Origin of the sequence: Streptomyces sp. NPDC001532 (genome assembly GCF_040298625.1) — a bacterium.
Classification (GTDB): Bacteria; Actinomycetota; Actinomycetes; order Streptomycetales; family Streptomycetaceae; genus Streptomyces.
Genome location: NZ_JBEPAL010000044.1, coordinates 25,104 through 48,783, shown reverse-complemented (window position 1 = coordinate 48,783; position 23,680 = coordinate 25,104). Strand labels below are relative to the sequence as shown.

Sequence of the window (23,680 nt, the reverse complement as noted above, 5' to 3'; positions counted from 1 at the left end):
CGCGTCCGCCGGTCCGACCGCACCTCGGCCGGCGCGACGGCGTCCGCCCGTGCGCCCGCGCCGCCCTGACGCCGCCTCAGTCCCCGTCGACGAACTGCCGCGCCCGCCGCTCCCCCGCGGCCACGGCGGCGGCATGGCTCTCGATGGGGGTGACCCGGGAGTCGCGGAAGACGATGTAGGTGACGCCGGAGTCGGTGCCGCCGGCGTGCGGGTCGGACGGGATGCCGAGCCCCCGGGCCGTGGCGTAGGACGCCTCGCCGATGAGATGGCCCGGCCCGGTGTCGCCGACGACCGCGTACTGCACGCGGTCGTGGTGGACGACGGCCGCGACCGAACCGCCGTGCACGCCGTGGTCCCGGTGGTTCCAGAGGTGACTGGGCGTCGGGACGACGATGTAGGGCAGTTCCTCGGCGTCGAGGGGGCGGCCGTCGGACTGGGTGAAGGCGGTACTGGCGCTGAAGTAGGGGTCGGTGCGGCTGTTGCAGTGGCGGCCGGGGCGGCCGTCGCAGTCGATGTCGAGGTCCGCCTTCCAGAAGACGGCGTCGCGGGTGCCGCAGACCGGGATGTCGGCGGGCGCCCCCTCGTCGCTGCGGTAGTGACCGCGGGAGATCCGGGGGCAGTCACGCACCCTGGCCAGCAGGTCGGCGGCGCTGACGGCGCCCTCGCCGTGGACGGAGGGCGCCACCCGCGGGCGTACCGGGGCGGCGGCGGGAGCGGCGGCGCCGACGCCGGGGACCGCCGTCGGGGCGATCAGGGCGGCGCTTGCCGCGGCCAGCGTGAGCGACTGGACACGCACGATAGGGGACCCTCTCCGACGGCGACTGACGAGCACTCAGCCCAATCTGGGGCCCGGGGGATCGTGTGGCCAGCCCGAAGGGGCCGGACGGCGCACGGACCTCAACCTCGCGTGGGGACCGGGGGCCTGAGCCCGTGTCGGCTCGGGCCGCCCGGTCGCCCGCGCCGGCGCGGGATCAGCGACGACAGCGGCCCGCGCCGCGGACCTGAACTCCTGCTCGAACGCGTCGAGTTCGGCCGCGGGAGAGTTCAGCATACGCAACCCGGCGGGCCCGCCGGCCACACCGCCCCCTTGATGTGATCCCGTCAGCCGCGCCATATTGGTCCGGACCATTCCGTCGTCCCGTCCAGGAGGCCGAGTCGTGCGACGCGTCCCCGTACCCGCGCTCCTGGCCTGTCTCACGCTCGTCCCGCTGGTCTCCTGCGGCTGGAGCGGGGACGGCGAGACGGGCGCGGCACCCGGAGCACCGACCGGGGTCACGGCGGCGGCGGGCAGCGCGACCACTGTGCACGTGATGTGGAACGCGGTGTCCTCCGAGGCCGGCATCAGCGAGTACGAGGTCTATCGCGGCACCACCAAGGTCGAGGAGGTGCCCGGCTCCCAGCACATGGTGGACGTCACCCGGCTGCGGCCCTCCACCGGCTACGTCTTCACCGTGCGCGCCCGGGACACCGACGGCCGGCTCGGCCCGAGCAGCCGGGAGGTGCGGGCCACCACGCCCGCCGCCGTCGCGGCCGACGCCTCGGCGCCCTCCCGGCCGGGCGGGGTGCGGGGACGCCCGGCCGGCAGCCGCGCGGTCCAGCTCACCTGGACCGCGGCGAAGGACGACCGGGGTGTGGTGTCGTACGACATCCATCAGGGCGGTACGAAGATCCACAGCGTCGGCGGGACCCAGACCGGGGCGGTCGTCACGGGGCTGCGGCCGGGCACCCGCTACTCCTTCACCGTCCGGGCCCGCGACGCGGCGGACAACGTCTCACCCGCGAGCGCGGCCGTCGAACTCACCACCGCGCCGGGCGACGACGACGGACGCGGCACCGCTCCCACCGGGTTCCGCGCGGCGACCCGCCGTGACGGCGACGCCCACTACCTCGACCTGTCCTGGGTGCCGCCGCGCGCCGACGGGCTGATCACGGAGTACGAGATCCACCTCGACGGCCGGGTGGCCACCTCCCTCGTCTGGGGCGGGAGCGTGCCGCGCGACCGGGCGACGTACAGCTTCTACCTGGGCGGCGAGGACGGCGTACGCCACCGGGTGCGCATCCGCGCCAAGCTGCCGGACGGCACCTGGGGCGGGTTCTCGGCGGAGCGGACGGTGACGACGGGCGGCTGAGCGCCCGCCGGTCCGCGGCGGCCTTCCGTGTCCCCCGGACGGCGCAGTGTGTCACCTGACCGGGTGCGGTCCGCAGGCGCGACGCGCCCGGGCGACGTTGGCTGCCCCTGAGGCAGCACGGGCGTTCCCCGACCCAGGCGGCGCAAGGGATGTACCGCCAACCGTGCAGCCGGAGGACAGGTCCATGCGTACATCCAAGCCTTCCATCCGCTCCGGGCTGGCCGTGGCAGCCGCCGCCGCGCTGCCCCTCGCTCTGGCCGCCCAGCCGGCCGGCGCCGTCTCCGGGATCTCGGTGAGCACCACCGGCTCCACCGTCTCGGTGACGACCAGCGCCTGCACCCAGGTCGGCGGCAGCTGGGGCAACGCCTCGCTGCTCAACAGCAGCCAGGCCAACTTCTCCCAGGGCCGTCAGGCGGCGCTGACCGGCACCGCCAGTCTCCAGTCCGCCGCCTGGTCCAGCGTCAGCCCCGGCACGTACACGGTCGTCGTGGTGTGCTCCAACGGCACCACCGCGGGCACCCAGTCGGTGATCGTCTCCGCGCCCGCCACGCCCACCCCCACCCCGTCGGTCTCCCCGTCGCGCGGTGTGATGGGCGGCATGGGCGGCGGCAGCAAGGACTACGGCACGCTCACGCTGGTGGTGGGCGGGGTGCTGGTCGCCGGCGGCGCGGGCGCGGCCGGCTGGTTCCTGCGCCGCCGCTCCAAGCCCTACCGGCTCTGATCCGGGGGCAGCTCGGCGAACTCCGCCAGCGCGTGGGTGAGCCACCGGGTCCAGAAGGTCTCCAGGTCGATGCCCGCCCGCAGCACCAGGTGCCGCATCCGGTCCGGGGCGCTGTCCCGGCCCGGCGGGAAGTCCCGCTCCTCGATCTCCTGGTACTCGGCCAGCTGGCGCCGGTGCAGCTCCAGATGGCGGCGCAGGTCCTCCTCCAGGCCCTCGGTGCCGACCACTGCCCCGGCGCGCAGCCGCAGCAGCAGCGGGTCGCGGTGCGGCCTCGGGTCCTGGGCGGCGGCGGTCCAGCGGGCCAGTTCGGCGCGGCCGGCGGGCAGCACCTCGTAGCTCTTCTTCTGGCCACGGGCGGGCTGTTCGCTGGGCAGCGCCCGGATCAGCCCGTCGGCCTCCAGTTTTCCCAGCTCGCGGTAGATCTGCTGATGCGTCGCCGACCAGAAGTAGCCGATCGACTTGTCGAACCTGCGGGTCAGATCCAGCCCCGAGGACGGCTTTTCGAGCAGAGCGGTGAGGATCGCGTGCGGGAGTGACATGGGGGCCATCCTAGGGACGGCCCTTGGCCCGGGCCGCCGCCCTACAGCGCCGCCGCCAGCTCGGTGCCCTGCTTGATGGCGCGCTTGGCGTCCAGTTCGGCGGCCACGTCGGCGCCGCCGATGAGGTGCGCGGGACGGCCGGCGGCGATCAGCTCCTCGTACAGGTCCCGGCGCGGCTCCTGGCCGGTGCACAGCACGATGGTGTCGACCTCCAGGACGGTGCTCTCGTCGCCGACGGTGATGTGCAGTCCGGCGTCGTCGATACGGTCGTAGCGCACGCCCGGCACCATGGTGACGCCGCGGTGCTTCAGTTCGGTGCGGTGGATCCAGCCGGTGGTCTTGCCGAGGCCCGCGCCGACCTTGCTGGCCTTGCGCTGGAGCAGGTGGACGGTGCGCGGCGGGGCGGGCCGCTCGGGGGCGGCGAGGCCGCCGGGCGCCGCGTAGTCCATGTCGACGCCCCACTGGCGGAAGTACTCCGCCGGGTCCTCGCTCGCCTTGTCGCCGCCGTCGGTGAGGTACTCGGCGACGTCGAAGCCGATGCCGCCGGCGCCGAGGACGGCGACGCGCTCGCCGACGGGCGCGCCGTCGCGCAGCACGTCCAGGTAGCCGAGCACGCTCGGGTGGTCGACGCCGGGGATGTCCGGGGTGCGGGGGGTGACGCCGGTGGCGACCACCACCTCGTCGTAGGCGGAGAGGTCCGCGGCCGTCACCCAGGTGTTCAGCCGTACGTCCACGCCGTGGCGCTCGAGCTGGTGGCGGAAGTAGCGCAGCGTCTCGTCGAACTCCTGCTTGCCGGGGACCTGGCGGGCCACGTTGAGCTGGCCGCCGATGCGGGCGGCCGCGTCGAAGAGGGTGACCGTGTGGCCGCGTTCGGCGGCCGAGACGGCGCAGGCGAGGCCGGCCGGTCCGGCACCGACGACGGCGATCCGCTTGCGCAGCCGGGTCGGGGAGAGCACCAGCTGGGTCTCGTGGCAGGCGCGCGGGTTGACCAGGCAGGACGTGATCTGTCCGCTGAAGGTGTGGTCGAGGCAGGCCTGGTTGCAGCCGATGCAGGTGTTGATCGCCTCGGGGGTGCCGGCCGCGGCCTTGGCGACGAAGTCGGGGTCGGCGAGCATCGGGCGGGCCATGGAGATCATGTCGGCCGCGCCGTCGGCGAGCAGCCGCTCGGCGAGCTCGGGGGTGTTGATGCGGTTGGTGGTGACGAGCGGGACGGACACCGCGCCCATGAGCTTCTTCGTCACCCAGGTGTAGGCGCCGCGGGGCACGGAGGTGGCGATGGTGGGGATGCGGGCCTCGTGCCAGCCGATACCGGTGTTGATGATCGTCGCCCCGGCCGCCTCGACCGCCTTGGCGAGGGTGATCACCTCGTCCAGCGTGGAGCCGCCGGGGACGAGGTCCAGCATGGACAGCCGGTAGACGACGATGAAGTCCTCGCCGACCGCCTCGCGCACCCGGCGGACGATCTCCACCGGAAACCGCATGCGGTTCTCGTACGAGCCGCCCCAGCGGTCGGTGCGGTGGTTGGTCGGCGCGGCGATGAACTCGTTGATCAGGTAGCCCTCGGAGCCCATGATCTCGACGCCGTCGTAGCCGGCCTCGCGGGCGAGGCGGGCGGTGCGGGCGTAGTCGTCGATGGTCCGCTCGACCTCGTCGTCGGTGAGCTCGCGCGGCGGGAACGGGCTGATGGGCGCCTGGAGCGGGCTCGGGGCGACCAGGTCGCGGTGGTAGGCGTACCGGCCGAAGTGCAGGATCTGGAGCGCGATCCGCCCGCCCTCGCGGTGCACGGCCTCGGTGATCACCCGGTGCTGCTCGGCCTCGGCCTCGGTGGTGAGCTTGGCTCCGCCCTCGTACGGGCGGCCCTCGTCGTTGGGGGCGATGCCGCCGGTGACGATCAGGCCGACTCCCCCGCGGGCCCGGGCGGCGTAGAACTCCGCCATGCGCGCGAAGCCGCCCTCCGCCTCCTCCAGTCCCACATGCATGGAGCCCATCAGGACGCGGTTGGGCAAGGTGGTGAAGCCCAGGTCGAGCGGGCTCAGCAGGTGGGGGTAACGGCTCATCGACGCCTCCGTGCGCGGTCTGGTGCCCTGTAGTTGTAGAGGACCGCGCGCGGTTTATGCAACTAGTTGCACAACGCTGGGGCGGGTGACGTGACGGGATGCACAGCCACGCTTCCCCGCGGCCGGACACGGCTCGGGGCGGCCACCGTCCGGCGGTGGCCGCCCCGTGCGGATCGGGCGTCGAGCTGACCGGGTACCGAGCCGACCGGCGCCGAACGACGGGCTCGGCTCAGCGGCTCAGCGGCTCAGCGGCTCTCGAGGATCAGGCGCAGCTCCCGCTCCTGGTCGCCGGAGGCCGTGCTCTGGTCGTGCACCGAGAACAGTGAGTCGACGGTGGTGCGGAACCGGTCGATCGCCCAGTAGCCGCCCTGGACGTCGGCGGTGACCGGGGCGGAGAGCCGGGCCGGGCGGGCCCCCTCATGGGCGTCGGCGACGTCGAAGGTGCCGAGCCAGACCATCGGACGGGTCTCGTGCCACTGCTCCGGTACGTCCTCGGCGCACCGATCGGACGCAAAGCACGCGCACAGGGTGTCGAAGACCACGCGGGCATCCTCTTTGCTGCACCCGCTGATCTCGACGGAGACGGATTCCGGGTGCGACCGTTCGCCGTTCATCGTGACCGCTCCTCTCGTGGCAGGGCCGGGAATGCGCGAGTGCCCCGCACAACGGCCCGCACTCCCCAAGGAAAGCACCGGCCCCCGCCGAGCACCACCGGCGGCGGTGGCCGCGGGAGCACCGCCCGGTACACCGCTCAGGGTGATTCCCCGACGCGTCGGGCCGTGTCGGGGGATGGTGGAGAGGGGCGGGGTCGCGTAAGAGAGATGGTTGAGCGCAGTACGACAAGGGGAGTCGGCACGGGGGACGGCGTGCCGATGCGAAGGCGGTGCGTGCGATGGGTGCAACCGGGCCACCGGCGGCGGGCGGGGCCGGACCGGACCGCGGGGCGGAACAGCCCAGCGGTCTGCTCGACGTGCTCGGCGTGGCCTCGGTGGTGCTCGACGCCGACGGCCGCGTCGTGCTGTGGAGCCCGCAGGCCGAGGAGCTGTTCGGCTATCCGGCAAACGAGGCGCTGGGCCGGTACGCGGCCCGTCTGCTGGTGCACGAGCAGCACCTCGACCTGGTGATCAAGCTGTTCGCCGACGTGCTGGCCACCGGCCGCGGCTGGGCCGGGGCGTTTCCCGTCATGCACAAGGACGGCAGCACCCGGCTGGTGGAGTTCCGCAACATGCGGCTGCTCGACGTCCGGGGCGACGTCTACGCCCTCGGGCTGGCCGCCGACCACTCGACCGTGCGCCGGCTGGAGCGGGACGTGGCGCTGTCGTCCCGGATGGTGGCCCAGTCGCCGATCGGACTGGCCGTGCTGGACACCGGGCTGCGCTACGTCTCCGTCAACCCGGCCCTGGAACGGATCGACGGCGTCCCGGCCGAACAGCACCTCGGGCGGACGCCGCGCGAGGTGCTGCCGCTGATGGACACGGAGGCCCTGGAGGCCGCGGGGCGCCGGGTGCTGGAGACCGGCAGGTCGGTCGTCGACCGGTCGGTGCTCGGGCGGACCTCCGCCGACCCGGACGAGGACCACGCCTGGTCGGTCTCGCTGTACCGGCTGGAGGACGCGCTCGGCACGGTCCTCGGCGTGGCGCTGTCGGTGGTGGACGTCACCGAGCAGCACCGGACGGGCGTGGAGGCGGAGGCGGCCCGGCGGCGGCTCGCGCTGATCGCCGACGCCACCGCCCGGATCGGCACCACCCTCGACCTGGAGCTGACCGCCGGCGAGCTGGCCGACGTCGCCGTGCCGGAGCTGGCCGACGTGGCGGCGGTGGATCTGCTGGCGGCGGTGGTGGAGGGCCGGGAGAGCAATCTCGGTCCGGCCGAGCCGGCGGCGATCCGGGCGCTCGCCGTGCGCGCGCAGGGGTCGCCGGAGGCGCTGGAGGCCGCCGACCCGCCGGGGCGGGTGGCCCGGTACGGGCCGGAACGCCTCGTCACCGAGTGCGTGCGCACCGGCCGCCCCGTGCTGGTGCCGCAGGTGAAGGACGAGGACCTGCCCCGCATCGCGCGCTCACCGGAGGCGGCCGTGCTGCTCGGCCGGGCGGGCGTCCACTCGTATCTGGCGGTCCCGCTGATCGCCCGCGGCGAGGTGCTGGGCGCGCTCGACCTGAAGCGGACCGGCAACCCGCTGCCGTTCGGTGAGGACGACCTGCTGCTGGCCCGGGAGCTGGCGTCCCGGGCGGCGGTGCAGATCGACAACGCCCGCTGGTACCAGAACGCCCGCGACACCGCCCTCACCCTCCAGCGCAGCCTGCTGCCCAGCCATCCGCCGGTCACCGGTGGACTGGAGGTGGCCTCCCGGTACCAGCCGGCCGGGGCCACCACCGAGGTCGGCGGCGACTGGTTCGACGTCATCCCGCTGGAGGACGGCAAGACCGCGCTGGTCGTCGGCGACGTGATGGGCAGCGGCATCAGCGCCGCCGCCACCATGGGCCGGCTGCGCACCGCGACCAACACGCTGGCCTCGCTCGACCTCGACCCGGCCCGGCTGCTGGAGCACCTGGACCGGATCACGGCCGACCTGGACCACTCCATCGCCACCTGCCTGTACGCCGTCCACGACCCGCGGCTGCGGCAGTGCCGGATCGCCAACGCGGGGCATCTGCCGCCGGTACGGGTGCGCGCCGACGGCGGGCGGGAGCTGCTGGACCTGCCCACGGGGGCGCCGCTGGGGGTCGGCGGGGTGGCCTTCGCGACCACGGCGTTCGACCTGGACCCGGGCGACCAGCTCGTCCTCTACACCGACGGCCTGGTGGAGACCCGGCGGCACTCCCTCGACGAACGCCTGGAGACGCTGCTGACCCTGCTCGACGACCCGGCCCGTCCACTGGACGAGGTGTGCGACCTGCTGGTGCGCACCCTGCACCATCCCGACAACCACGACGACGTGGCGGTCCTCATCGCCCGCGCCCGCGCCGACACCTGACCACCCCGGCCGCGGCAGCGGCCTGGGCTCCGGCTCGGCGGCTACCCCCGGCCTTCCGGAAGCGGTACCGGCCGGCCGGTGAAGGCGTCCAGCAGAACCCGGTCGCCGACCGGCCGGTCGAGCCGGACCGTCACGTCCTCGACCCGAAGATCCGAGGTGCACGCTCCGTCGGTGGCCCCGACCACGGAGGCCGACAGCACCACGCTGCCGTCGGTCTCCAGCACGTCGACGGCGGCCCCGTCGTCGCAGGAGCCGTGCCCGGCCCCGACCGTGACGGACCGTCCGTCCGCGGACACCCCGGTCAGGCGCATCAGCGGCCCCAGTTCATCGCTCGGCACGTCCGCGGCCGGCCCGATCGGCGCCTTCGGCAGCTCCGACGGGTCGAGCGCGACCCGCTTCAGCGGAGTGTCGTAGCCCTCCAGCGTGAACAGCCAGGCCGGGACGGTCGCCTGCCCACGGCTGGTGGCCAGCTTCATCTCGCCGAGCCTCATCGCGGTCACCGTGAGCGGCGCGGGCGCGCTCTTGGCGCCGAGCTCGTCGAACGCCTCCCGCGCGTCCATCAAGGGCAGACTGAGCGAGCCGCCGCTCTCCCACTTCACCTCGCCCTTGTCCTGGGTGGGTTCGGGCAGCCCGCCGCGCAGCTCGAAGTTCCGGGCGGCGTACGCCTCCTTGTCGGCGGCGCTGTGGAAGGCGTCCTCGGGCAGGCGGACCGTCTCCTCCATGGGGTGGTATCCCGCGCGCCACACCTCGGCGGCGCGTGAGCCGTCCCAGGCCTTCGCGACCTGCCGGGCGCGGGCGGCGGCCGCCGGTGCCTGGCCCTCGTCGCGCACCCGCGCGCCGGCGTCGTCGGGCCGCTCCTCACCACAGCCCGCGAGCGTGGCACCGCCGGCCGCGGCGAGGACGAGAACCGCGACGAGTCGGGTCGTACGGGCGCGGGTCGTCCGCGCAGGAGTGGTGCGGGTACGGGTCGTACGCATGGCTCCCCCAGGGGCGGTGGATTGCTACCGCACCTGTGACGCGCGAGCGGGGCCGGGCGTTCACCGGAAAACACGGTGCGCGGTGAACTCGGCGCGCTCTACAGTGCGAGCACTTCGAAGTGACGCTCCCCCGAAGTACGCCGCAGAGCGGGAGCGTTCCACCGCCGTGCGCCGTACGCGCCGCGGGAGGTGCCGAAGGGGCGGCAGCGGTTCGACGTCGACCCGTCCCTTCGAAAGGTGACCTCTTCCATGAACATCGGTATCGGCCTGCCCATCGGCGACCCGCCCGCCCTGCTCGACTGGGCGCGGCGCGCGGAGGCCGGGCCCTTCAGCACCCTCGGCCTCCTCGACCGCCTCGTGTACGACAACCCCGAGCCGCTGGTGGCCCTCGCCGTCCTGGCCGGCGCCACCTCCCGCGTCCGGGTCCAGACCGAGGTGCTGCTCGCCAAGCTGCGCGAGCCCGCGCTGCTCGCCAAGCAGGCAGCCACCCTCGACCGGATGACCGGCGGCCGGCTCGTCCTCGGGCTCGGTGTCGGCGGCCGCGCCGACGACCACCAGGTCACCGGCGTCGACCTCCGCACGCGCGGCAAGCGGCTGGACGGCCAGCCGGCGGTACTGCGCCGCCTGTGGGCCGGTGAACCCTACGGCGACGGCGCCGGACCCATCGGCCCGTCCCCGGCCCGGCCCGGCGGCCCCACCCTGCTCTTCGGCGGCTTCCAGCCCGCGGCACTGCGCCGCGTGGCCCGCTGGGGCGACGGCTTCCTCGCCGCCGCGCCGCCGTCCTGGGCGGGCGGACTCTTCGACACGGTGCGCGACTTCTGGAGGGAGTACGACCGCGAGGGCGAGCCCCGCCTGGTGGCCCAGATCAACGTCGCCCTCGGCCCCGACGCCGTGCTCGACGACGCCCGCGCCAGGATGCACGCGTACTACGCCTTCACGGGAATGCCCGATCGGATGGTGGCGGGCCTGCTCACCACCCCCACGGCCGTCCGCTCCGCCATCCACGCCTTCACCGACCTCGGCGCGGACGAGGTGATCTGCTACTGCTACGGCCTGGACCCGGCCCAGGCCGACCGCCTGGCCGACATCCTCTGACGAACCCGAGCGACGCGGGGAGCGGCAAGCCGGCCGACCGGCCCGCTCCCCCGCTCCCTACACCCCTCCCCGGACCCCGATCACCACCTGCGCGTGCATCTCCTCGGAGGTCGCCGAGCGAGCGGTCAGGCCGTGGGCGGCGAAGACCTGGAGGGCTGTGGGGGCCTGGTGTTCGCTGGTCTCGGTGAGGACGCAGCCGCCGGGAGCCAGCCAGCGGGCGGCCTCCGCCGCGACGCGGCGGGTGAGGTCGAGGCCGTCGGTGCCGCCGTCGAGAGCGGTCAGGGGCTCGTGATCGCGGGCCTCGGCGGGAAGCAGGCCGACCTCGTCGGTGGGGACGTACGGCACGTTCGCGGCGAGGATGTCGACGTGGCCGCGCAGGTCGGCGGGCAGCGCCTCGAACAGGTCGCCCTCGTGCACCCGGCCGCCCGCCGCGGCGAGGTTGCGGCGGGCGCAGCGCACCGCGGCCGGGTCGATGTCGGCGGCGTGCAGCTCGACGGGGCCGAGGGCGTCGGCGAGGGCGGCGCCGACCGCGCCGGAGCCGCAGCACAGGTCGACGACGACGCGGGCGGAGGGCGCCTGCGCGAGAGCCTGTTCGACCAGGAACTCGGTGCGGCGGCGGGGCACGAACACACCGGGTTCGACGGTGATGCGCAAGCCGCGAAACTCGGCCCAGCCGAGGACGAGTTCAAGGGGCAGGCCGTCGACCCGCCGGGCCACCAGGGCGGCGAGCTCGTCCGGGGTGCGGGCGGCGGAGAGGATCAGTTCGGCCTCGTCCTCGGCGAACACGCAACCGGCGGCGCGCAGCGCGGCGACGACGGAGGGGCGGGCGGAGGACAGGGGTGAAGCGGAGGGAGAGGGCATGTACCCGAGAGCCTTTCGAGAGCCGAAGGGCACCCTCGCGGTCAGCCGAGCCGGCGATCCGCGCCGTGGTGAGGTGAGGGCACCCGAGCCGTCATAGCGGTAATGGGTCTCACCTCCTGGGTCTCGCACGGCCGGGAGCGTCCACGGCCGGACGGCCACCCTATCCCACGCCGCTCCGGTCAGACGCCGACGGTCTCCTCCGCCTCCTCCTCGGCCTCCCGCCGCTCACGGGCCTCCTGACCCGGCGTCACGGCCTCCGGCGTCCGGCCGCGCTCGTACCGTCCGGCGATCGCCGTGGCGAGGAGGCCCGCCGCCAGCCACACCACCAGCGTGGCCGCGCTGCGGCCCAGCCCGTCGCCGTCGAAGTAGAGCAGGCTGCGGGTGCCCTCCACGAATCCGGCGCCGTTCCAGAAGGCGTGCAGGGTGCCGAAGAAGCCGTTCTGCAGCTCGGGCCGGAACAGGCCGCCGGAGCTGGTGAAGTTGAGCATCACGAACAGCACCATCAGGGCTAGCGTGGTCCACCGCTTGAGGAAGGTGTGCAGGCCGACGCCGATCAGCAGGATGCCCGCCGAGTAGAGCCAGGCGAGTCCCCAGACGCCGGCGAGGTCGTGGTGGGCGAGGTGGAAGACGGGTCCGGCGAGCAGCGCGCCGATGCCGCTGACCACGACGGAGACGCCGAGCGTGAGCAGCACCCGCAGCCGCATCGGCAGGGTGGCGCCGGCGCCGCCGAGCACGGCGACCGAGGCGTACGAGCCGATGCTGACGGCGATCATCAGGAAGAACAGGCCCTGCCCGGTGGGGTCGTCGTCGACGGGCGCCGCCACGTCGGTCACCTTCAGCGGGTCGCCCTGCCGTGCGGCGACGGGCGTGAAGACCTTCTCGACGGCCATGGCGCCCATGTCGGAGGCGGCGGTGGCGACGAGCACCTCGGGCGTCCGGCCGCCGGGCACGTAGGCGCCGGTGATGTCGCGGGACTTCAGCAGGTCGACCGCGTGGGCCCGGTCGGGGACGGTCCGGACGTCGAGCGCGTCACCGGCCTCGTCGCGGACCGCGCGGGCGAACGCCTCGGTCTCGGCGCCGGTTCCGACGACGGCGACGGGCAGGTGGTGGGGTTCGGGTGTCACGAACGCCCCCATGTACGCGAGTCCCATGCCCACGCACATCAGCAGCGGCGTGATCAGGTGCGTGAGCACATGGCGCAGCGCGGGTGACCGCATCCTCGGTTCCTCCTTCGGTGTGCCGAGCCGGCCGAAACCAGTTGGCATATACAACTTTCGCTTCAAGTTGTACTATACAACTAGGAGCGTGAGGGAGGTCCCGTGACAGCAGCCGAGGCCGTGGAGGCCATTCAGCGCGAGATGACGGTCTTCGCCCGCCGCGCCCGCGCCTCGGCGGGGCGGATGCATCCGGAGTTGTCGCTCGTCTCGTACACCCTGCTCGGTCATCTGGAGGAGCGCGGCGGCTGCCGCGCCACCGACCTGGCCGCGCACTACGCCCTGGACAAGTCCACGGTGAGCCGCCAGGTGGCCGCCCTGGAACGGGCCGGGCTGATCGAGCGCCGCCTCGATCCGGACGACCACCGCGTCCAGGTGCTGCACCTCACCGAGACCGGCAGGCACCTGCTGGCCCAGGTCACCGAGAGCCGCCGGGCGGCCTTCCGGGAACGGCTCACGGACTGGCCGGAGGAGGATCTGACCCGGTTCGCGGAGTATCTGGTCCGCTACAACGCCTGGACGCCACGGGACGCGGAGGACGAGTGAGCCGTTCCCGTGCGCGGCGGGACTTCCAGCACGGCTGGACCACGTTCGCCAGCGGCGGGACTTCCAGCACGGCTGAGCACCGCCCGAGAGCGGCGAGACTCCCAGGACGGCTGAGCCATGACCGCGAGCGGCGGAGGTTCCAGCACGGCTGGACCACGTCCGCGAGCCGCGGGGCTCCCAGCACGGCTGGACCACGTCCGCGAGCCGCGGGACTCCCGGACCGCTGAGCACCGCCCGCGAGCCGCGGTGCGTCGCGGACCGCCGGGCCGTGCTATCCCCTCGCGGCCACCGGCTCCGGAACGCGGGCCGACAGGAACGCCGTCGTGCGGCGCAGCCGGAAGCCGAGGGTCTCGTAGAGCCGTATGGCGTGCACGTTGTCCGCGCCGGTGTGCAGGAACGCGGTGTCCCCGCGTTCGCGGATGCCGTGGGCGACGGCGAGGATCAGCCGGCTCGCCAGGCCCTCGCCGCGTACGGCGGGGTCGGTGCAGACCGCGCTGATCTCGGTCCAGCCCGGCGGCCTCAGCCGCTCCCCCGCCATGGCGACCAGCGCGCCGCCCCGGCGGATGCCCAGGTAGGTGCCGAGTTCCATGGTGCGCGGCAGGAAGGGTCCCGGTCGGGTCCGGGCGACCAGGTCCAGCATCTCCGGGATGTCGGCCGGACCGAGCCGGACCGCCTCCGGGTCGGGCGCGGCGGCGAGACCGGCGTCGACGTACTGCACGCCCTCCATCCGGAAGGTGATCTCCCAGTCGTCCGGCACCCGGCCCCGGTGGCCCAGCAGCGGCACCTCGCCGCCCGGTCCGGCCAGCGCCGCGAGGTCCGCCCAGTCGCGGGCGTCCGGATCCTCCGGCAGCGCCAGCCAGGGCGTCACGTCGACCGGGTAGCGCAGTATGCGGCCGTGCGCCTCGGCGAAGTGGGCGTGCGGCCCGGTGAGCGCGGCTCGCGCGGGGTGGTCGAGGACATGCCCTCCGGTCGGCTCCGCCATCACTCCCGCTCTCTCGCCACTATCCGGTCGGTCCTCGGTCCGGGGTCTCACCGGTCCGCCGGCCGGTATCTCACCCGGTCCGCGAGCCGGAATCTCACCGGTCCGCCGGCCGGGGTCTCGCCCGGCCCATCAGGGATCAAGAGGGGACGGCGCGCGGCTATTCCCGCGACTCCGCGCTGTTCATACGCCTGTGACGTGTACACACGCCTGTGACGTGACGTACGCACCCGGGCGCCGGAGCACCCCGCGGCGGGACGTACGGTTGAGGTCATGAACGTCACCCGAGGCTTCACCGGACGCCCGCGCGTCCACCGTCCGGGCCTGCCGCCCGGGCAGTACGACGCGGGCGACGACTGGCCCGTGCTGTCCGCCGAGGTCACCCCCGACCTGGCACCCGCCGACTGGACCTTCCGCGTCGACGGCCTGGTCGAGGAGTCCCGCGTCTGGGACTGGGAGCAGGCCCACGCGCTGCCGGAGTCGGCGTACGAGGGCGACATCCACTGCGTGACGAGCTGGTCGAAGTTCGGGGTGCGGTTCGGAGGCGTGTCGATGGACACCTTCCTGGCCGCCGTCCGCCCGCTCCCGTCCGCCACCCACGCGGTGGCCTGGTCGCACACCGGGTACACCACGAACCTGCCGCTGGCGGACCTGACCGGCGGGCGGGCGTGGATCGCGTTCAGCTACGACGGGCGGCCGCTCGCGCCCGAGCACGGCGGCCCGGCCCGGCTGCTGGTGCCGCACCTGTACTTCTGGAAGAGCGCCAAGTGGATCGCGGGCCTGACGCTCCTCGACCACGACTCGCCCGGCTTCTGGGAGCAGAACGGCTATCACGCGCGGGGCAACCCGTGGGAGGAGCAGCGGTACTCCGGTGACTGAGACCTTCACTCCCCCGACCCGGTTCGCCATCCCCGGCCGGATCGCCGTGAGCCACCAGGAGGCGAACGTCTGGCAGACCGCCACCCTCACCGAGATCCGCCGGGAGACCCCGCGCGCGGCCACCTTCCGGCTCGCGGTGCCCGCCTGGGTGGGGCACGTCCCCGGCCAGCACCTGATGCTGCGGCTGACCGCCGAGGACGGCTACAGCGCCCAGCGCCACTACTCGCTGGCGTCCGCGCCCGACGACTCCGGGCACATCGAGCTGACCCTCGACCACGTCGACAGCGGCGAGGTGTCCGGCTGGTTCCACACCGCGGCCCGCACCGGCGACCGCGTCGAGGTACGCGGCCCGGTCAGCGGCTTCTTCGCCTGGCCGGGCGACCGGCCGGCACTGCTCATCGGCGCCGGCTCCGGCGTCGTCCCGCTGATGTCGATGGTCCGCCACCATAGGGCGCGGGGCCTCGACGTGCCGCTGCGGCTGCTGGTGTCCGCCCGCAGCCCCGAGGAGCTGATCTACGCGCGGGAGTACGGCGCCGAGACCACTTTGGTGTTCACCCGCAGCGCGCCGCCGGGCGTGCCGGTGGGCCGGATGACGGCCGCCCATCTGGCGCCGCTGCTGGCCGAGCGGCCCGCGGGCGGCTGGGAGGCCTACATCTGCGGCTCCAACGCCTTCGCCGAGCACGCCTCCCGGCTGCTGGTGAAGGCCGGCCAGCCGGTCGACCGGATCCGCATCGAACGCTTCGGCTGAGCCGCTTCCGGACATTCCCCGGCCCGCTCCCGCACGGCGTGAACGAACCCCGGCCGACGGGGTACGAGATGCATGTGGGTACTCGCCCGCGGACGCGGCGAGGAGGCGGAGATGGGAATCCGGGTGCGCGGCTGGCGCTGGCGGCACAACCCGCTGCGACGCCGGTCGGATGTCGTGGAGGCGTGGACGGTGCTGGCCGTCGCCGTCCTGCTGTTCCTGGTCGCGCCGCTGATCGGCGTGGGCGTGGCCTGGTGGGCGCACGACGAGGCGCGGGAGACGGCGGCCGAGCTGCGCGCGGACCGGCAGCGGGTGCGGGCCGAGGTGGTCGGCCGGACCGCGGACTCGCTGCCCGTGGTGCAGGGCGGCCGGGAGTACTCGTACCGCGTGACCGTGCGCTGGTCCGACCCCGAGCAGGGGGTGCGGACCGCTGTCGCGCGGGTTCCGGCGGGCACCGAGCAGGGGCAGACGGTCGAGGTGTGGTTCGATTCGCGGGGCCGCAACGTGGCACCGCCGCCCGACGGTACGGCGGTCTGGCAGCACACGCTGGCCCTCGGGATCTGCGCGGCGGGCGGCTCGGCCGGAGTGACACTGCTCGGTCACGCGCTGGTCCGCCGGACGGCGACCAGGCACCGGATGGCCGAGTGGGAGCGGGCGTGGGCGCGCACCGAACCGGAGTGGACCCGGCGCGACGCCTGAACGTCCGCGGCCGGCACCCGACGGCGTCTGAACCGTGATCGCCTCGCGGCGCCTGATAGAAAGCGCTGTCCACGAGGTGGTCGGGGGCTGGCGATCGGTCGCGGGGCCGCCGTACGGTGTGATCATCACCGGCCCTCTTCCTAAGGCGGACCCTCCATGCCCCTGTTCGACCTCCCGCTCGACGAACTGCGGCAGTACCGCAGCGACTCGACCGAGCCCGAGGACTTCGACGCCTTCTGGTCCAAGACCCTCCAGGAGGCGCGCGAGCACGATCTGGACGCCCGGTTCGAGCCCGTCGACACGGGTCTCACCACCGTCCAGGTGTTCGATGTGACGTTCGCCGGGTTCGGCGGACACCCGGTGAAGGGCTGGCTGACCCTGCCCGCCGGGGCGAGTGAGCCGCTGCCGCTGGTCGTGGAGTTCGTCGGCTACGGCGGCGGACGCGGCCTGCCGCACGAGCACCTGCTGTGGGCCTCCACGGGCCGCGCCCACTTCGTGATGGACACCCGCGGCCAGGGCAGCGCCTGGGGCGGTGGCGGCGGCACCCCCGACCCGGTGGGCGGCGCCCCGTCGTACCCCGGATTCATGACGCAGGGCATCGACGCGCCCGAGCACTACTACTACCGCCGGGTGTTCACCGACGCGGTGCGCGCCGTCGAGGCGGCCCGCTCGCATCCGCTGACCGACGCCTCCAGGACCGTGGCGCTCGGCGCCAGCCAGGGCGGCGGCATCGCCATCGCGGTGGGCGGTCTGGTGCCGGACCTGGTGGCGGTCGCCCCGGACGTGCCGTTCCTCTGCGACTTCCCGCGCGGCGCGACCCTCACGGACCGTCACCCGTACCGCGAGATCGGCCTCTACCTCAAGACGCACCGCGGCCGCACCGAGGACGTCCTGCGCACCCTGTCGTACTTCGACGGCGTGCACTTCGCCGCCCGCGGCCGGGCGCCCGCGCTGTTCTCGGCGGCCCTGGAGGACCAGACCTGCCCGCCCTCGACCGTGTTCGCCGCGTTCAACGCCTGGGCCGACGACGACAAGACGATCGAGGTCTACGACTTCAACGACCACGAGGGCGGCGGCCCCTACCAGGAGCAGGCCAGGCTGCGCTGGCTGCGGTCGTACGCCTGAGCTTCGGCACCGGACACCGCTTCCCTCCAGTCCGACCAGTCGGTACGTTCGGATCGCCCGGTCCGCAGCAGCGCGCCGGGCTTTCCGACGGACGACGGAGGATGCATGTCCGAGCGCGAACCAGAGGTCCACGGCCACTGCGACAGCCGCTTCTCGGCGGTGCGCACGGCCTTCGAGGAGAACTTCCGCGAGGGCGGTGAGCTGGGGGCCGCGGTCGCCGTCACGGTCGACGGGGTGAGCGTGGTCGACCTGTGGGGCGGCTGGGCCGATCCGGCCCGCACCCGCCCCTGGGAGCGCGACACGCTGGTCAACGTCTGGTCCACCACCAAGGGGCCGGTGGCGCTGTGCGCGCACATCCTCGCCGACCGGGGGCTGCTCGACCTGGACGCGCCGGTGGCCGACTACTGGACGGAGTTCGCCGCGGCCGGCAAGGAGCGGGTGCTCGTACGGCATCTGCTGTCGCACCGCGCCGGCCTCTCGGGCCCGCGTGAGCCGCACTCCGTCGCCGACCTGTGCGACTGGGAGCTGACGACCGCCCGGCTCGCCGCGATGGAGCCGTGGTGGGAGCCGGGCACCCGCTCCGGCTATCACGCGCTGACCTTCGGCCATCTGGTCGGCGAGGTGGTGCGGCGGGTCTCCGGACTGCTTCCCGGCGCCTTCCTGGAGCGGGAGGTGACCGGGCCGCTCGGCATCGACTTCACCATCGGGCTGCCGGAGAAGGAGGCCGGGCGCGCCGCCCGGCTGGTGCACGCGCCGGCCCCGCCGCGCGAGGAACAGGCAGCCGTCTTCAGCCAGTTGACGCCGGCCGCGCTGGCCTCGCTGGCCAACCCGGCGGTCGGCGCCAGGGAGGCCTGCACGCCCGAGTGGCGGGCCGCCGAGATACCCGCCGCGAACGGCCACGGCACCGCCCGCGCGGTCGCCGCCCTCTATGGCGTCCTCGCGGGCCGGGGCGCGCTCGACGGCCACCGGGTGCTGTCCGCCGAGGCGGCCGAGCGGGTGCGCGAGGGCCAGGGCGCCTGCCGGGACCTGGTGCTCGGCGCGGCGTTCGGCCGGGACACGGAGGTGGGACTCGGCCTGTGGCTGAGCGGACCGCACGGCTCGTACGGGCCCAACCCGCGTGCCTTCGGCCATGACGGCTTCGGTGGTTCCTGCGGGCTCGCGGACCCGGAGGCGGGCGTCTCGCTGGGCTATGTGATGAACCGCATGGGCCCGCGGGTCGCGGACGACCCGCGGAAGATGGCGCTGATGGAGGCCCTGTACAGCGCCCTGTGAGCGGCCGGGAGGGGCGGTCGGCGCGGTCCGGTTTCGGCCGAACCGCCGGGCCGCCCTTCCCTAGTGGTTTAGACCAATGCTAATTGTGGTGGCGCAATGAGCCCGAGTGGCTACGGCACGTCACCAACAGGAGGGCGCGGCATGGCCCGCACCACCCCGCACGACCACCCGCACGACCACCGGCAGACCGCCGTCCGGCCCGCCCGGCGCACCGACGACCAGCCCCTGTACTGGCGGATCGCCACGGAGCTGCTCGGCGAGCTGCGCGACGGCAGCATCCCGCCGGGCGAACGGCTGCCCGGGGAACGGCACTTGGCGGAGCACTTCCAGGTCAGCCGGGAGACCGTACGGCAGGCGCTGGAGGTGCTGCGCCGCGACGGACTGGTCGCCACCGACCGGCGGGGCAGTCACGCCACCCTGCCCGGCCCGCCGGTCGAGCACCCGACCTCGCTCGCCTTCCCGGTCGGCGCCCGCCGCCCGGCCGACCCGCGCGCCGTCGACCGGGCCACCGTCGCCTGGGAGCCACCGCCGCAGGCGCACGCCGAGGCGCTGGGACTCGCCCCGCACCGGCCCACCCTGGTGCACCGCTACGAGTCCGCGGGCGCCGACGGCCGGGACCGGCGGACGGCGGTCACCTCCTTCTCGGCGGTGGCGCTCGCCGAGGTCGAGGAGCTGGGCCGTTACCGCGACCGCGCCGACGGCACCTCCTCGGCCCAACTGCGGCGCGCCTACGACTGGATGCGCCGGGCGGGCCTGACCCTGCACCACCGGGACACCATCACCCGGATCCCGGACACGTCCTCGGTGCGGGTGACCCGGCTCGTGCAGGACCAGTACACCCGCCCGCTGGAGGTCACCGACCTGGTCGTGGACGCCCAGCAGGACGCGCTCGTCTACGAGTTCACCCTGCCCGCGGCGGTCTGACCCCGGCCCCACCGCCCGCCCGGTCCACCCGGACCGGCCTCGCCGGCCCCGCCCGCTCTCGTCCGTCCCGTGTCGCCTCGTACGCCTCGTGCGCTACGGCAGCCGTCCGGCCGCCACCAGCCGGACGCGTGGGCTTCCGTCCCGTCGCCGCCCGAACTCCGGCAGGGCGTAGAGCTCCACGGCGAATCCGGCGCGCTCCAGCTCGCGATGGACCGCGCCGAGCCCGAAGGTGCGGTAGTACATGACGAACGGGGGCCGCCACAGGGCGTTGCGCACCCGCATCACCGTGTCGAAGCCCAGCAGCGCCCAGTACCCGACCGAGCCCGGCCGGGGCGGGGCGACGACCGGGAACACGAACCGGCCGCCGGGCCGCAGCACCGAACGGACCTGGGCGAACAGGCCGGGCAGTTCGGACGGCAGGAAGTGCCCGAACACCCCGAAGCTGACCACCAGGTCGAAGGCGGGCCCGAAGGGCAGCGCGCGGGCGTCCGCGCGGACCCAGGAGACCCGCGGCCCGTCCGCCGCGGGCCGCGTCCGCCGCCTCGCCACGTCGAGCATGCCCGCGCTGAAGTCGACGCCGGTGACGCCGCGTTCGCACACCCGGGCCAGCACGGCCGTGCCCGCTCCGGTGCCGCAGCACAGGTCGAGGCCGTCCTGGAAGGGGCCGAGGCGTTCGAGAGCGGTCGCGGTGGCGTCGAGGACGGAGTCGGGGGTGCGGAAGGGGGTGTGGTCGAACTTCGGCGCGAGCAGGTCGTAGCCGCGCTCGACCGACGACAGGGCTTGCACGGCGAGTTCGCGGAGGCTAGGACCTTCAGGGCTGAACATCCGCGTCAGCTTACGGGGTCAGGGGGCCAGGTCTCCGGGGCGGACGCGGTACACCTGGAGCCGCAGGTCGTAGTACTTGCCGGTCTCGCCGACCCACTGCATGCCGAGCCGTTTCGCGGTGGCCACGGCGCGCCGGTTGGCCGGCCGGGCGACGGCGAACAGCTCGTCGGTGTCCTGGGTGAAGGCCCAGCCGATCAGCGCGCGGGCGGCCTCGACGGCGTACCCCTGGCCCCAGGCGTCCGGGGCGAGCTGCCAGCTCACCTCCAGATCGTCCTCGTACGGCGGGAGCAGCCGGATGCCGAGGCCGCCGACCACCGTGCCGTCGTCCCGGCGCTGCACCGCCCAGCGCCCCCGGGGTGCCACCAGGTTCGGCTGGGACTCCTGCCAGGCCTGGAGGAGACAGCGCATGGCGGCCGCGTCGTGGACGCGTTCCATCGCCGGAGTGAGCCAGTGGGCGACGTCCGGGGAGCCGTAGATCCGCAGGGCGGCGTCGGCGTCCTCGACGGTCCAGTCACGGATGAGCAGCCGGTCGGTGGTGAGCGGGGTGTCCATGGCGGTCTCTCCTGGTCGGTCGGTGCGGGGCCGGGGCGCTGGAGGCCGTGATCCGATTCGTACCGTGTCCGGGGCACCGGCACCCCGTGGGGCGGTTCACCGGAGTGGGCTGCGTTCAGTCCACTGTAAGTGCTACAGTGCGATTGGCATTCGTGTACGCCCCCTTGTGGCGCCGGTGCCGGTCTCCTCTCTCTGTTCGCCGCCTCGCCCGCCGTTCTCCGGCCGGTACGTCGGCTTCCCGCACCACCTCGCACAGCAAGGCCCGAAGGCCGTTCCCGCTGCGCCGAGGTGTGTTCCCGCCGCCCGCAGGCGCGCTGTGCGCCTCGCCCCGTGCGGCCTCCCCCTTCCTTGTTCCGCCCTCCGTGCGCACTTCCCTCCTGATCGTCTGATCGTCCTGGAAAGGACCCCACTCTCATGACCACCACTCTCGAACACCCTCCTGTCCGGCAGCAGTCCCCGGTCGTCCGGGCCGTCGGCGGTGTCCTCGACATCGACGCGAGCGGGAAGGGCCGTCTGCGCCCGCGGGACCTGCTGCCGACGCCCGCCGATCCCCAGGTGCCAGCCGCGCTGATCCGCCGTCACGGACTGCGCAAGGGCGACCTCGTGGACGGCGTGAGCGGCGGGCGCGGCGCGCTGACCGGCGTCGAGCACGTCAACGGCCATGCCCCCGAGCGGGTGCGCGGCCGGCGCGCCTTCCGCGACCTCACCCCGCTCCACCCGCACCGGCGGCTGCGCCTCGAACACCCGGCTGCCGGGCTCACCGGCCGGATCGCGGATCTGATCGCGCCGGTCGGCAAGGGCCAGCGCGGGCTGATCGTGGCCCCGCCCAAGACCGGCAAGACCGTCCTGCTCCAGCAGACCGCCGCCGCGATCGCCGCCAACCACCCCGAGTGCCGGCTGATGGTGGTGCTGCTCGACGAACGACCCGAGGAGGTCACCGACATGCGGCGCTCGGTGCGCGGCGAGGTGTACGCCTCGACCTTCGACCGGGCGCCGGGGCACCACATCGCGCTGGCCGAGCTGGTCGTGGAGCGCGCCAAGCGCCTCGTCGAGCAGGGCGAGGACGTCGTGATCCTGCTCGACTCGCTGACCCGGCTGTGCCGGGCGCACAACAACGCGGCCGCCTCCGGCGGGCGCACCCTCAGCGGCGGCGTCGACGCGTCCGCGCTGCTCGGTCCGAAGCGGTTCTTCGGCGCGGCGCGCCAGGCCGAGGAGGGCGGTTCGCTGACCGTTCTCGCGACCGCGCTGGTGGAGACCGGTTCCCGGGCCGACGAGTTCTTCTTCGAGGAGCTGAAGGGCACCGGCAACATGGAACTGCGGCTCAGCCGCGAGCTCGCCGCGCGGCGGCTCTTCCCGGCGGTCGACATCATCGCCTCCGGCACCCGCCGCGAGGAACTGCTGCTCTCCCCCGCCGAGTCGGCCGCCGTGCGCGGGCTGCGCCGGGCGCTGCGCGCGCGGGACGCGGAGACCAACCTGGAGACGCTGCTCCAGCGGATGCGCGAGACGCCGGACAACGCGACGTTCCTGCGGCGCGTCCAGCCGACCCTGCCCACGGACTAGCCGGGAGACCGGCCTGCGCACCGGCCGGCGCTGCCCACGCACCGGCCGGCCCTGTGCGGCATCCGGGTGCACGCGCGCGGTGTACGGCCCGGCCAGCGTCCCGCGCGACCCGAGCATTTCTAGGTTGACCGTATGACGATCGGATTCTCATCCCGGATGACCGTGTCGACCTGCGGTTTCTGTCTGGCGGGCGTCCTGGCTCTCGCGCCCGCCGCGGCGGCCGGCACGGACCCCGGCGCACCGGGCGGACCGCGGGCGGCGGTCCCCCGTCCGGCGCTGCTGTACCGGCCGGGCACCCAGGTCCGGCCGCGCGCCGGGGCACCGAAGGTCCCGGACGTCTCCGCGCTGTCGTGGCTGGTCGCCGACGCCGACACCGGCGAGGTGCTGGCCGCGCACGACGCGCACCGCAGACTGCCGCCCGCGAGCACCCTCAAGGCCCTGTTCGCCCTCACCGTGCTGCCGGCCCTGCCCGGCGGCATCCGGCACCGGGTCGAAGCGGCCGAGCTCGAGGACATCGGCCCGGGCAGCAGTCTGGTCGGAGTCGCCGAGGGGTACAGCTACCGGGTCGCCGACCTGTGGCGCGGGGTCTTCCTCAGCTCCGGCAACGACGCCGTGCGGGTGCTGGCCGGGCTCAACGGCGGGTGGCGGGCCACCGCCCAGCGGATGCAGGCCAAGGCCCGCTCGCTGGGCGCGCTCGACACGCGCGTGCTGTCGCCCGACGGGTACGACACACCGGGGCAGGTCTCGTCGGCGTACGACCTGGCGGTGTTCGGCCGGGCGGGGCTGCGCAACGCGGACTTCGCGCGGTACTGCGGCACGGTCGAGGCCAGCTTCCCCGGGCGCGACGGATGGGCGTACGGCATCCGCAACACCAACCGGCTGCTCACCGGCGCCGACGGTGTCGAGCGGTATCCGGGGCTGCTCGGCGTGAAGAACGGCTACACCAGCAAGGCGGGCCACACGCTGGTCGCCGCGGCACGTCAGGGTGACCGGACCCTGGTGGTGACGGT

22 protein-coding genes and 1 pseudogene are annotated in these 23,680 nt (G+C 74.2%); 13 read left to right on the top strand and 10 right to left on the bottom strand.

The window, feature by feature from the left end; all coding sequences use genetic code 11:
- Positions 1-76: 76 nt before the first annotated feature.
- The gene (locus ABT232_RS31050; protein ID WP_351846002.1) at positions 77-796 is read right to left on the bottom strand and encodes a glycoside hydrolase family 75 protein; all 720 of its coding nucleotides are present in this window, start codon (positions 794-796) and stop codon (positions 77-79) included.
- Positions 797-1,157: 361 nt separating this feature from the next.
- On the opposite strand from ABT232_RS31050, the gene ABT232_RS31045 reads away from it, so the two are divergent.
- The gene (locus tag ABT232_RS31045; RefSeq protein WP_351845999.1) at positions 1,158-2,129 is read left to right on the top strand and encodes a fibronectin type III domain-containing protein; all 972 of its coding nucleotides are present in this window, start codon (positions 1,158-1,160) and stop codon (positions 2,127-2,129) included.
- 184 nt (positions 2,130-2,313) lie between these two features.
- On the top strand, positions 2,314-2,850 hold the full coding sequence (locus ABT232_RS31040) for a hypothetical protein (protein WP_351845997.1): 537 nt from the start codon (positions 2,314-2,316) through the stop codon (positions 2,848-2,850).
- On the opposite strand, the gene ABT232_RS31035 is transcribed toward ABT232_RS31040, so the two are convergent.
- From ABT232_RS31035 to ABT232_RS31025, 3 genes are all read right to left on the bottom strand, one after another.
- The gene (locus tag ABT232_RS31035; RefSeq protein WP_351845994.1) at positions 2,838-3,389 is read right to left on the bottom strand and encodes a PadR family transcriptional regulator; all 552 of its coding nucleotides are present in this window, start codon (positions 3,387-3,389) and stop codon (positions 2,838-2,840) included. The two genes, ABT232_RS31040 and ABT232_RS31035, sit on opposite strands and share 13 nt — an antisense overlap.
- Before the next feature lie 41 nt (positions 3,390-3,430).
- Positions 3,431-5,446: an oxidoreductase gene (locus ABT232_RS31030; protein ID WP_351845991.1), complete on the bottom strand. Its 2,016-nt coding sequence runs from the start codon at positions 5,444-5,446 to the stop codon at positions 3,431-3,433.
- Positions 5,447-5,691: 245 nt separating this feature from the next.
- Positions 5,692-6,060 carry a hypothetical protein gene (locus ABT232_RS31025; RefSeq protein WP_351845989.1) on the bottom strand — a complete coding sequence of 123 codons (369 nt, stop codon included), beginning with the start codon at positions 6,058-6,060 and terminating at the stop codon, positions 5,692-5,694.
- Positions 6,061-6,338: 278 nt separating this feature from the next.
- Between ABT232_RS31025 and ABT232_RS31020 the strand changes: the two genes are divergently transcribed.
- Positions 6,339-8,417: a SpoIIE family protein phosphatase gene (locus ABT232_RS31020; RefSeq protein WP_351845987.1), complete on the top strand. Its 2,079-nt coding sequence runs from the start codon at positions 6,339-6,341 to the stop codon at positions 8,415-8,417.
- Between the two features lie 41 nt (positions 8,418-8,458).
- Here the strand turns inward: ABT232_RS31020 and ABT232_RS31015 are convergent, their stop codons facing one another.
- Entirely contained in the window at positions 8,459-9,394 is a 936-nt protein-coding gene (locus tag ABT232_RS31015; protein ID WP_351845985.1) for a hypothetical protein, read from the bottom strand.
- Positions 9,395-9,643: 249 nt separating this feature from the next.
- Between ABT232_RS31015 and ABT232_RS31010 the strand changes: the two genes are divergently transcribed.
- A complete protein-coding gene (locus tag ABT232_RS31010; protein WP_351845983.1) occupies positions 9,644-10,489 on the top strand; it encodes an LLM class flavin-dependent oxidoreductase in 846 nt (281 codons plus the stop codon).
- 57 nt (positions 10,490-10,546) lie between these two features.
- On the opposite strand, the gene ABT232_RS31005 is transcribed toward ABT232_RS31010, so the two are convergent.
- Positions 10,547-11,350, bottom strand: a complete 804-nt coding sequence (locus ABT232_RS31005; protein ID WP_351845981.1) for a putative protein N(5)-glutamine methyltransferase — start codon at positions 11,348-11,350, stop codon at positions 10,547-10,549.
- Positions 11,351-11,529: 179 nt separating this feature from the next.
- Complete coding sequence (locus ABT232_RS31000) at positions 11,530-12,567, bottom strand: hypothetical protein (RefSeq protein ID WP_351845978.1); 1,038 nt, start codon at positions 12,565-12,567, stop codon at positions 11,530-11,532.
- A gap of 102 nt (positions 12,568-12,669) precedes the next feature.
- On the opposite strand from ABT232_RS31000, the gene ABT232_RS30995 reads away from it, so the two are divergent.
- A complete protein-coding gene (locus tag ABT232_RS30995; protein ID WP_351845976.1) occupies positions 12,670-13,110 on the top strand; it encodes a MarR family winged helix-turn-helix transcriptional regulator in 441 nt (146 codons plus the stop codon).
- 271 nt (positions 13,111-13,381) lie between these two features.
- On the opposite strand, the gene ABT232_RS30990 is transcribed toward ABT232_RS30995, so the two are convergent.
- Positions 13,382-14,092 carry a GNAT family N-acetyltransferase gene (locus ABT232_RS30990; RefSeq protein WP_351845974.1) on the bottom strand — a complete coding sequence of 237 codons (711 nt, stop codon included), beginning with the start codon at positions 14,090-14,092 and terminating at the stop codon, positions 13,382-13,384.
- Between the two features lie 270 nt (positions 14,093-14,362).
- On the opposite strand from ABT232_RS30990, the gene ABT232_RS30985 reads away from it, so the two are divergent.
- The 6 genes from ABT232_RS30985 (at position 14,363) to ABT232_RS30960 (ending at position 19,733) form a co-directional block, all read left to right on the top strand.
- Positions 14,363-14,968 carry a sulfite oxidase-like oxidoreductase gene (locus ABT232_RS30985; protein WP_351845971.1) on the top strand — a complete coding sequence of 202 codons (606 nt, stop codon included), beginning with the start codon at positions 14,363-14,365 and terminating at the stop codon, positions 14,966-14,968.
- Positions 14,961-15,716 carry a ferredoxin reductase gene (locus tag ABT232_RS30980; RefSeq protein WP_351845968.1) on the top strand — a complete coding sequence of 252 codons (756 nt, stop codon included), beginning with the start codon at positions 14,961-14,963 and terminating at the stop codon, positions 15,714-15,716. The genes ABT232_RS30985 and ABT232_RS30980 overlap by 8 nt, the downstream gene beginning before the upstream one ends.
- 111 nt (positions 15,717-15,827) lie before the next feature.
- Entirely contained in the window at positions 15,828-16,412 is a 585-nt protein-coding gene (locus ABT232_RS30975) for an Rv1733c family protein (protein ID WP_351846063.1), read from the top strand.
- A 156-nt stretch (positions 16,413-16,568) separates the two neighbouring features.
- Entirely contained in the window at positions 16,569-17,537 is a 969-nt protein-coding gene (locus ABT232_RS30970; RefSeq protein ID WP_351845965.1) for an acetylxylan esterase, read from the top strand.
- Between the two features lie 105 nt (positions 17,538-17,642).
- Complete coding sequence (locus ABT232_RS30965; protein ID WP_351845963.1) at positions 17,643-18,809, top strand: serine hydrolase domain-containing protein; 1,167 nt, start codon at positions 17,643-17,645, stop codon at positions 18,807-18,809.
- A 141-nt stretch (positions 18,810-18,950) separates the two neighbouring features.
- Entirely contained in the window at positions 18,951-19,733 is a 783-nt protein-coding gene (locus ABT232_RS30960) for a GntR family transcriptional regulator (RefSeq protein ID WP_351845961.1), read from the top strand.
- Positions 19,734-19,826: 93 nt separating this feature from the next.
- Here the strand turns inward: ABT232_RS30960 and ABT232_RS30955 are convergent, their stop codons facing one another.
- Positions 19,827-20,558: a class I SAM-dependent methyltransferase gene (locus tag ABT232_RS30955; RefSeq protein WP_351845959.1), complete on the bottom strand. Its 732-nt coding sequence runs from the start codon at positions 20,556-20,558 to the stop codon at positions 19,827-19,829.
- An 18-nt stretch (positions 20,559-20,576) separates the two neighbouring features.
- Positions 20,577-21,110 carry a GNAT family N-acetyltransferase gene (locus ABT232_RS30950; protein WP_351845956.1) on the bottom strand — a complete coding sequence of 178 codons (534 nt, stop codon included), beginning with the start codon at positions 21,108-21,110 and terminating at the stop codon, positions 20,577-20,579.
- A 414-nt stretch (positions 21,111-21,524) separates the two neighbouring features.
- On the opposite strand from ABT232_RS30950, the gene rho reads away from it, so the two are divergent.
- Together rho and ABT232_RS30940 are read left to right on the top strand one after the other, a co-directional pair.
- Positions 21,525-22,670, top strand: coding sequence for a transcription termination factor Rho (rho, locus tag ABT232_RS30945; RefSeq protein WP_351845954.1), 1,146 nt, complete (start codon positions 21,525-21,527; stop codon positions 22,668-22,670).
- A gap of 132 nt (positions 22,671-22,802) precedes the next feature.
- Positions 22,803-23,630 (top strand): annotated as a pseudogene (locus tag ABT232_RS30940) (D-alanyl-D-alanine carboxypeptidase family protein); the annotation flags it as partial.
- Between the last annotated feature and the right edge of the window lie 50 nt (positions 23,631-23,680).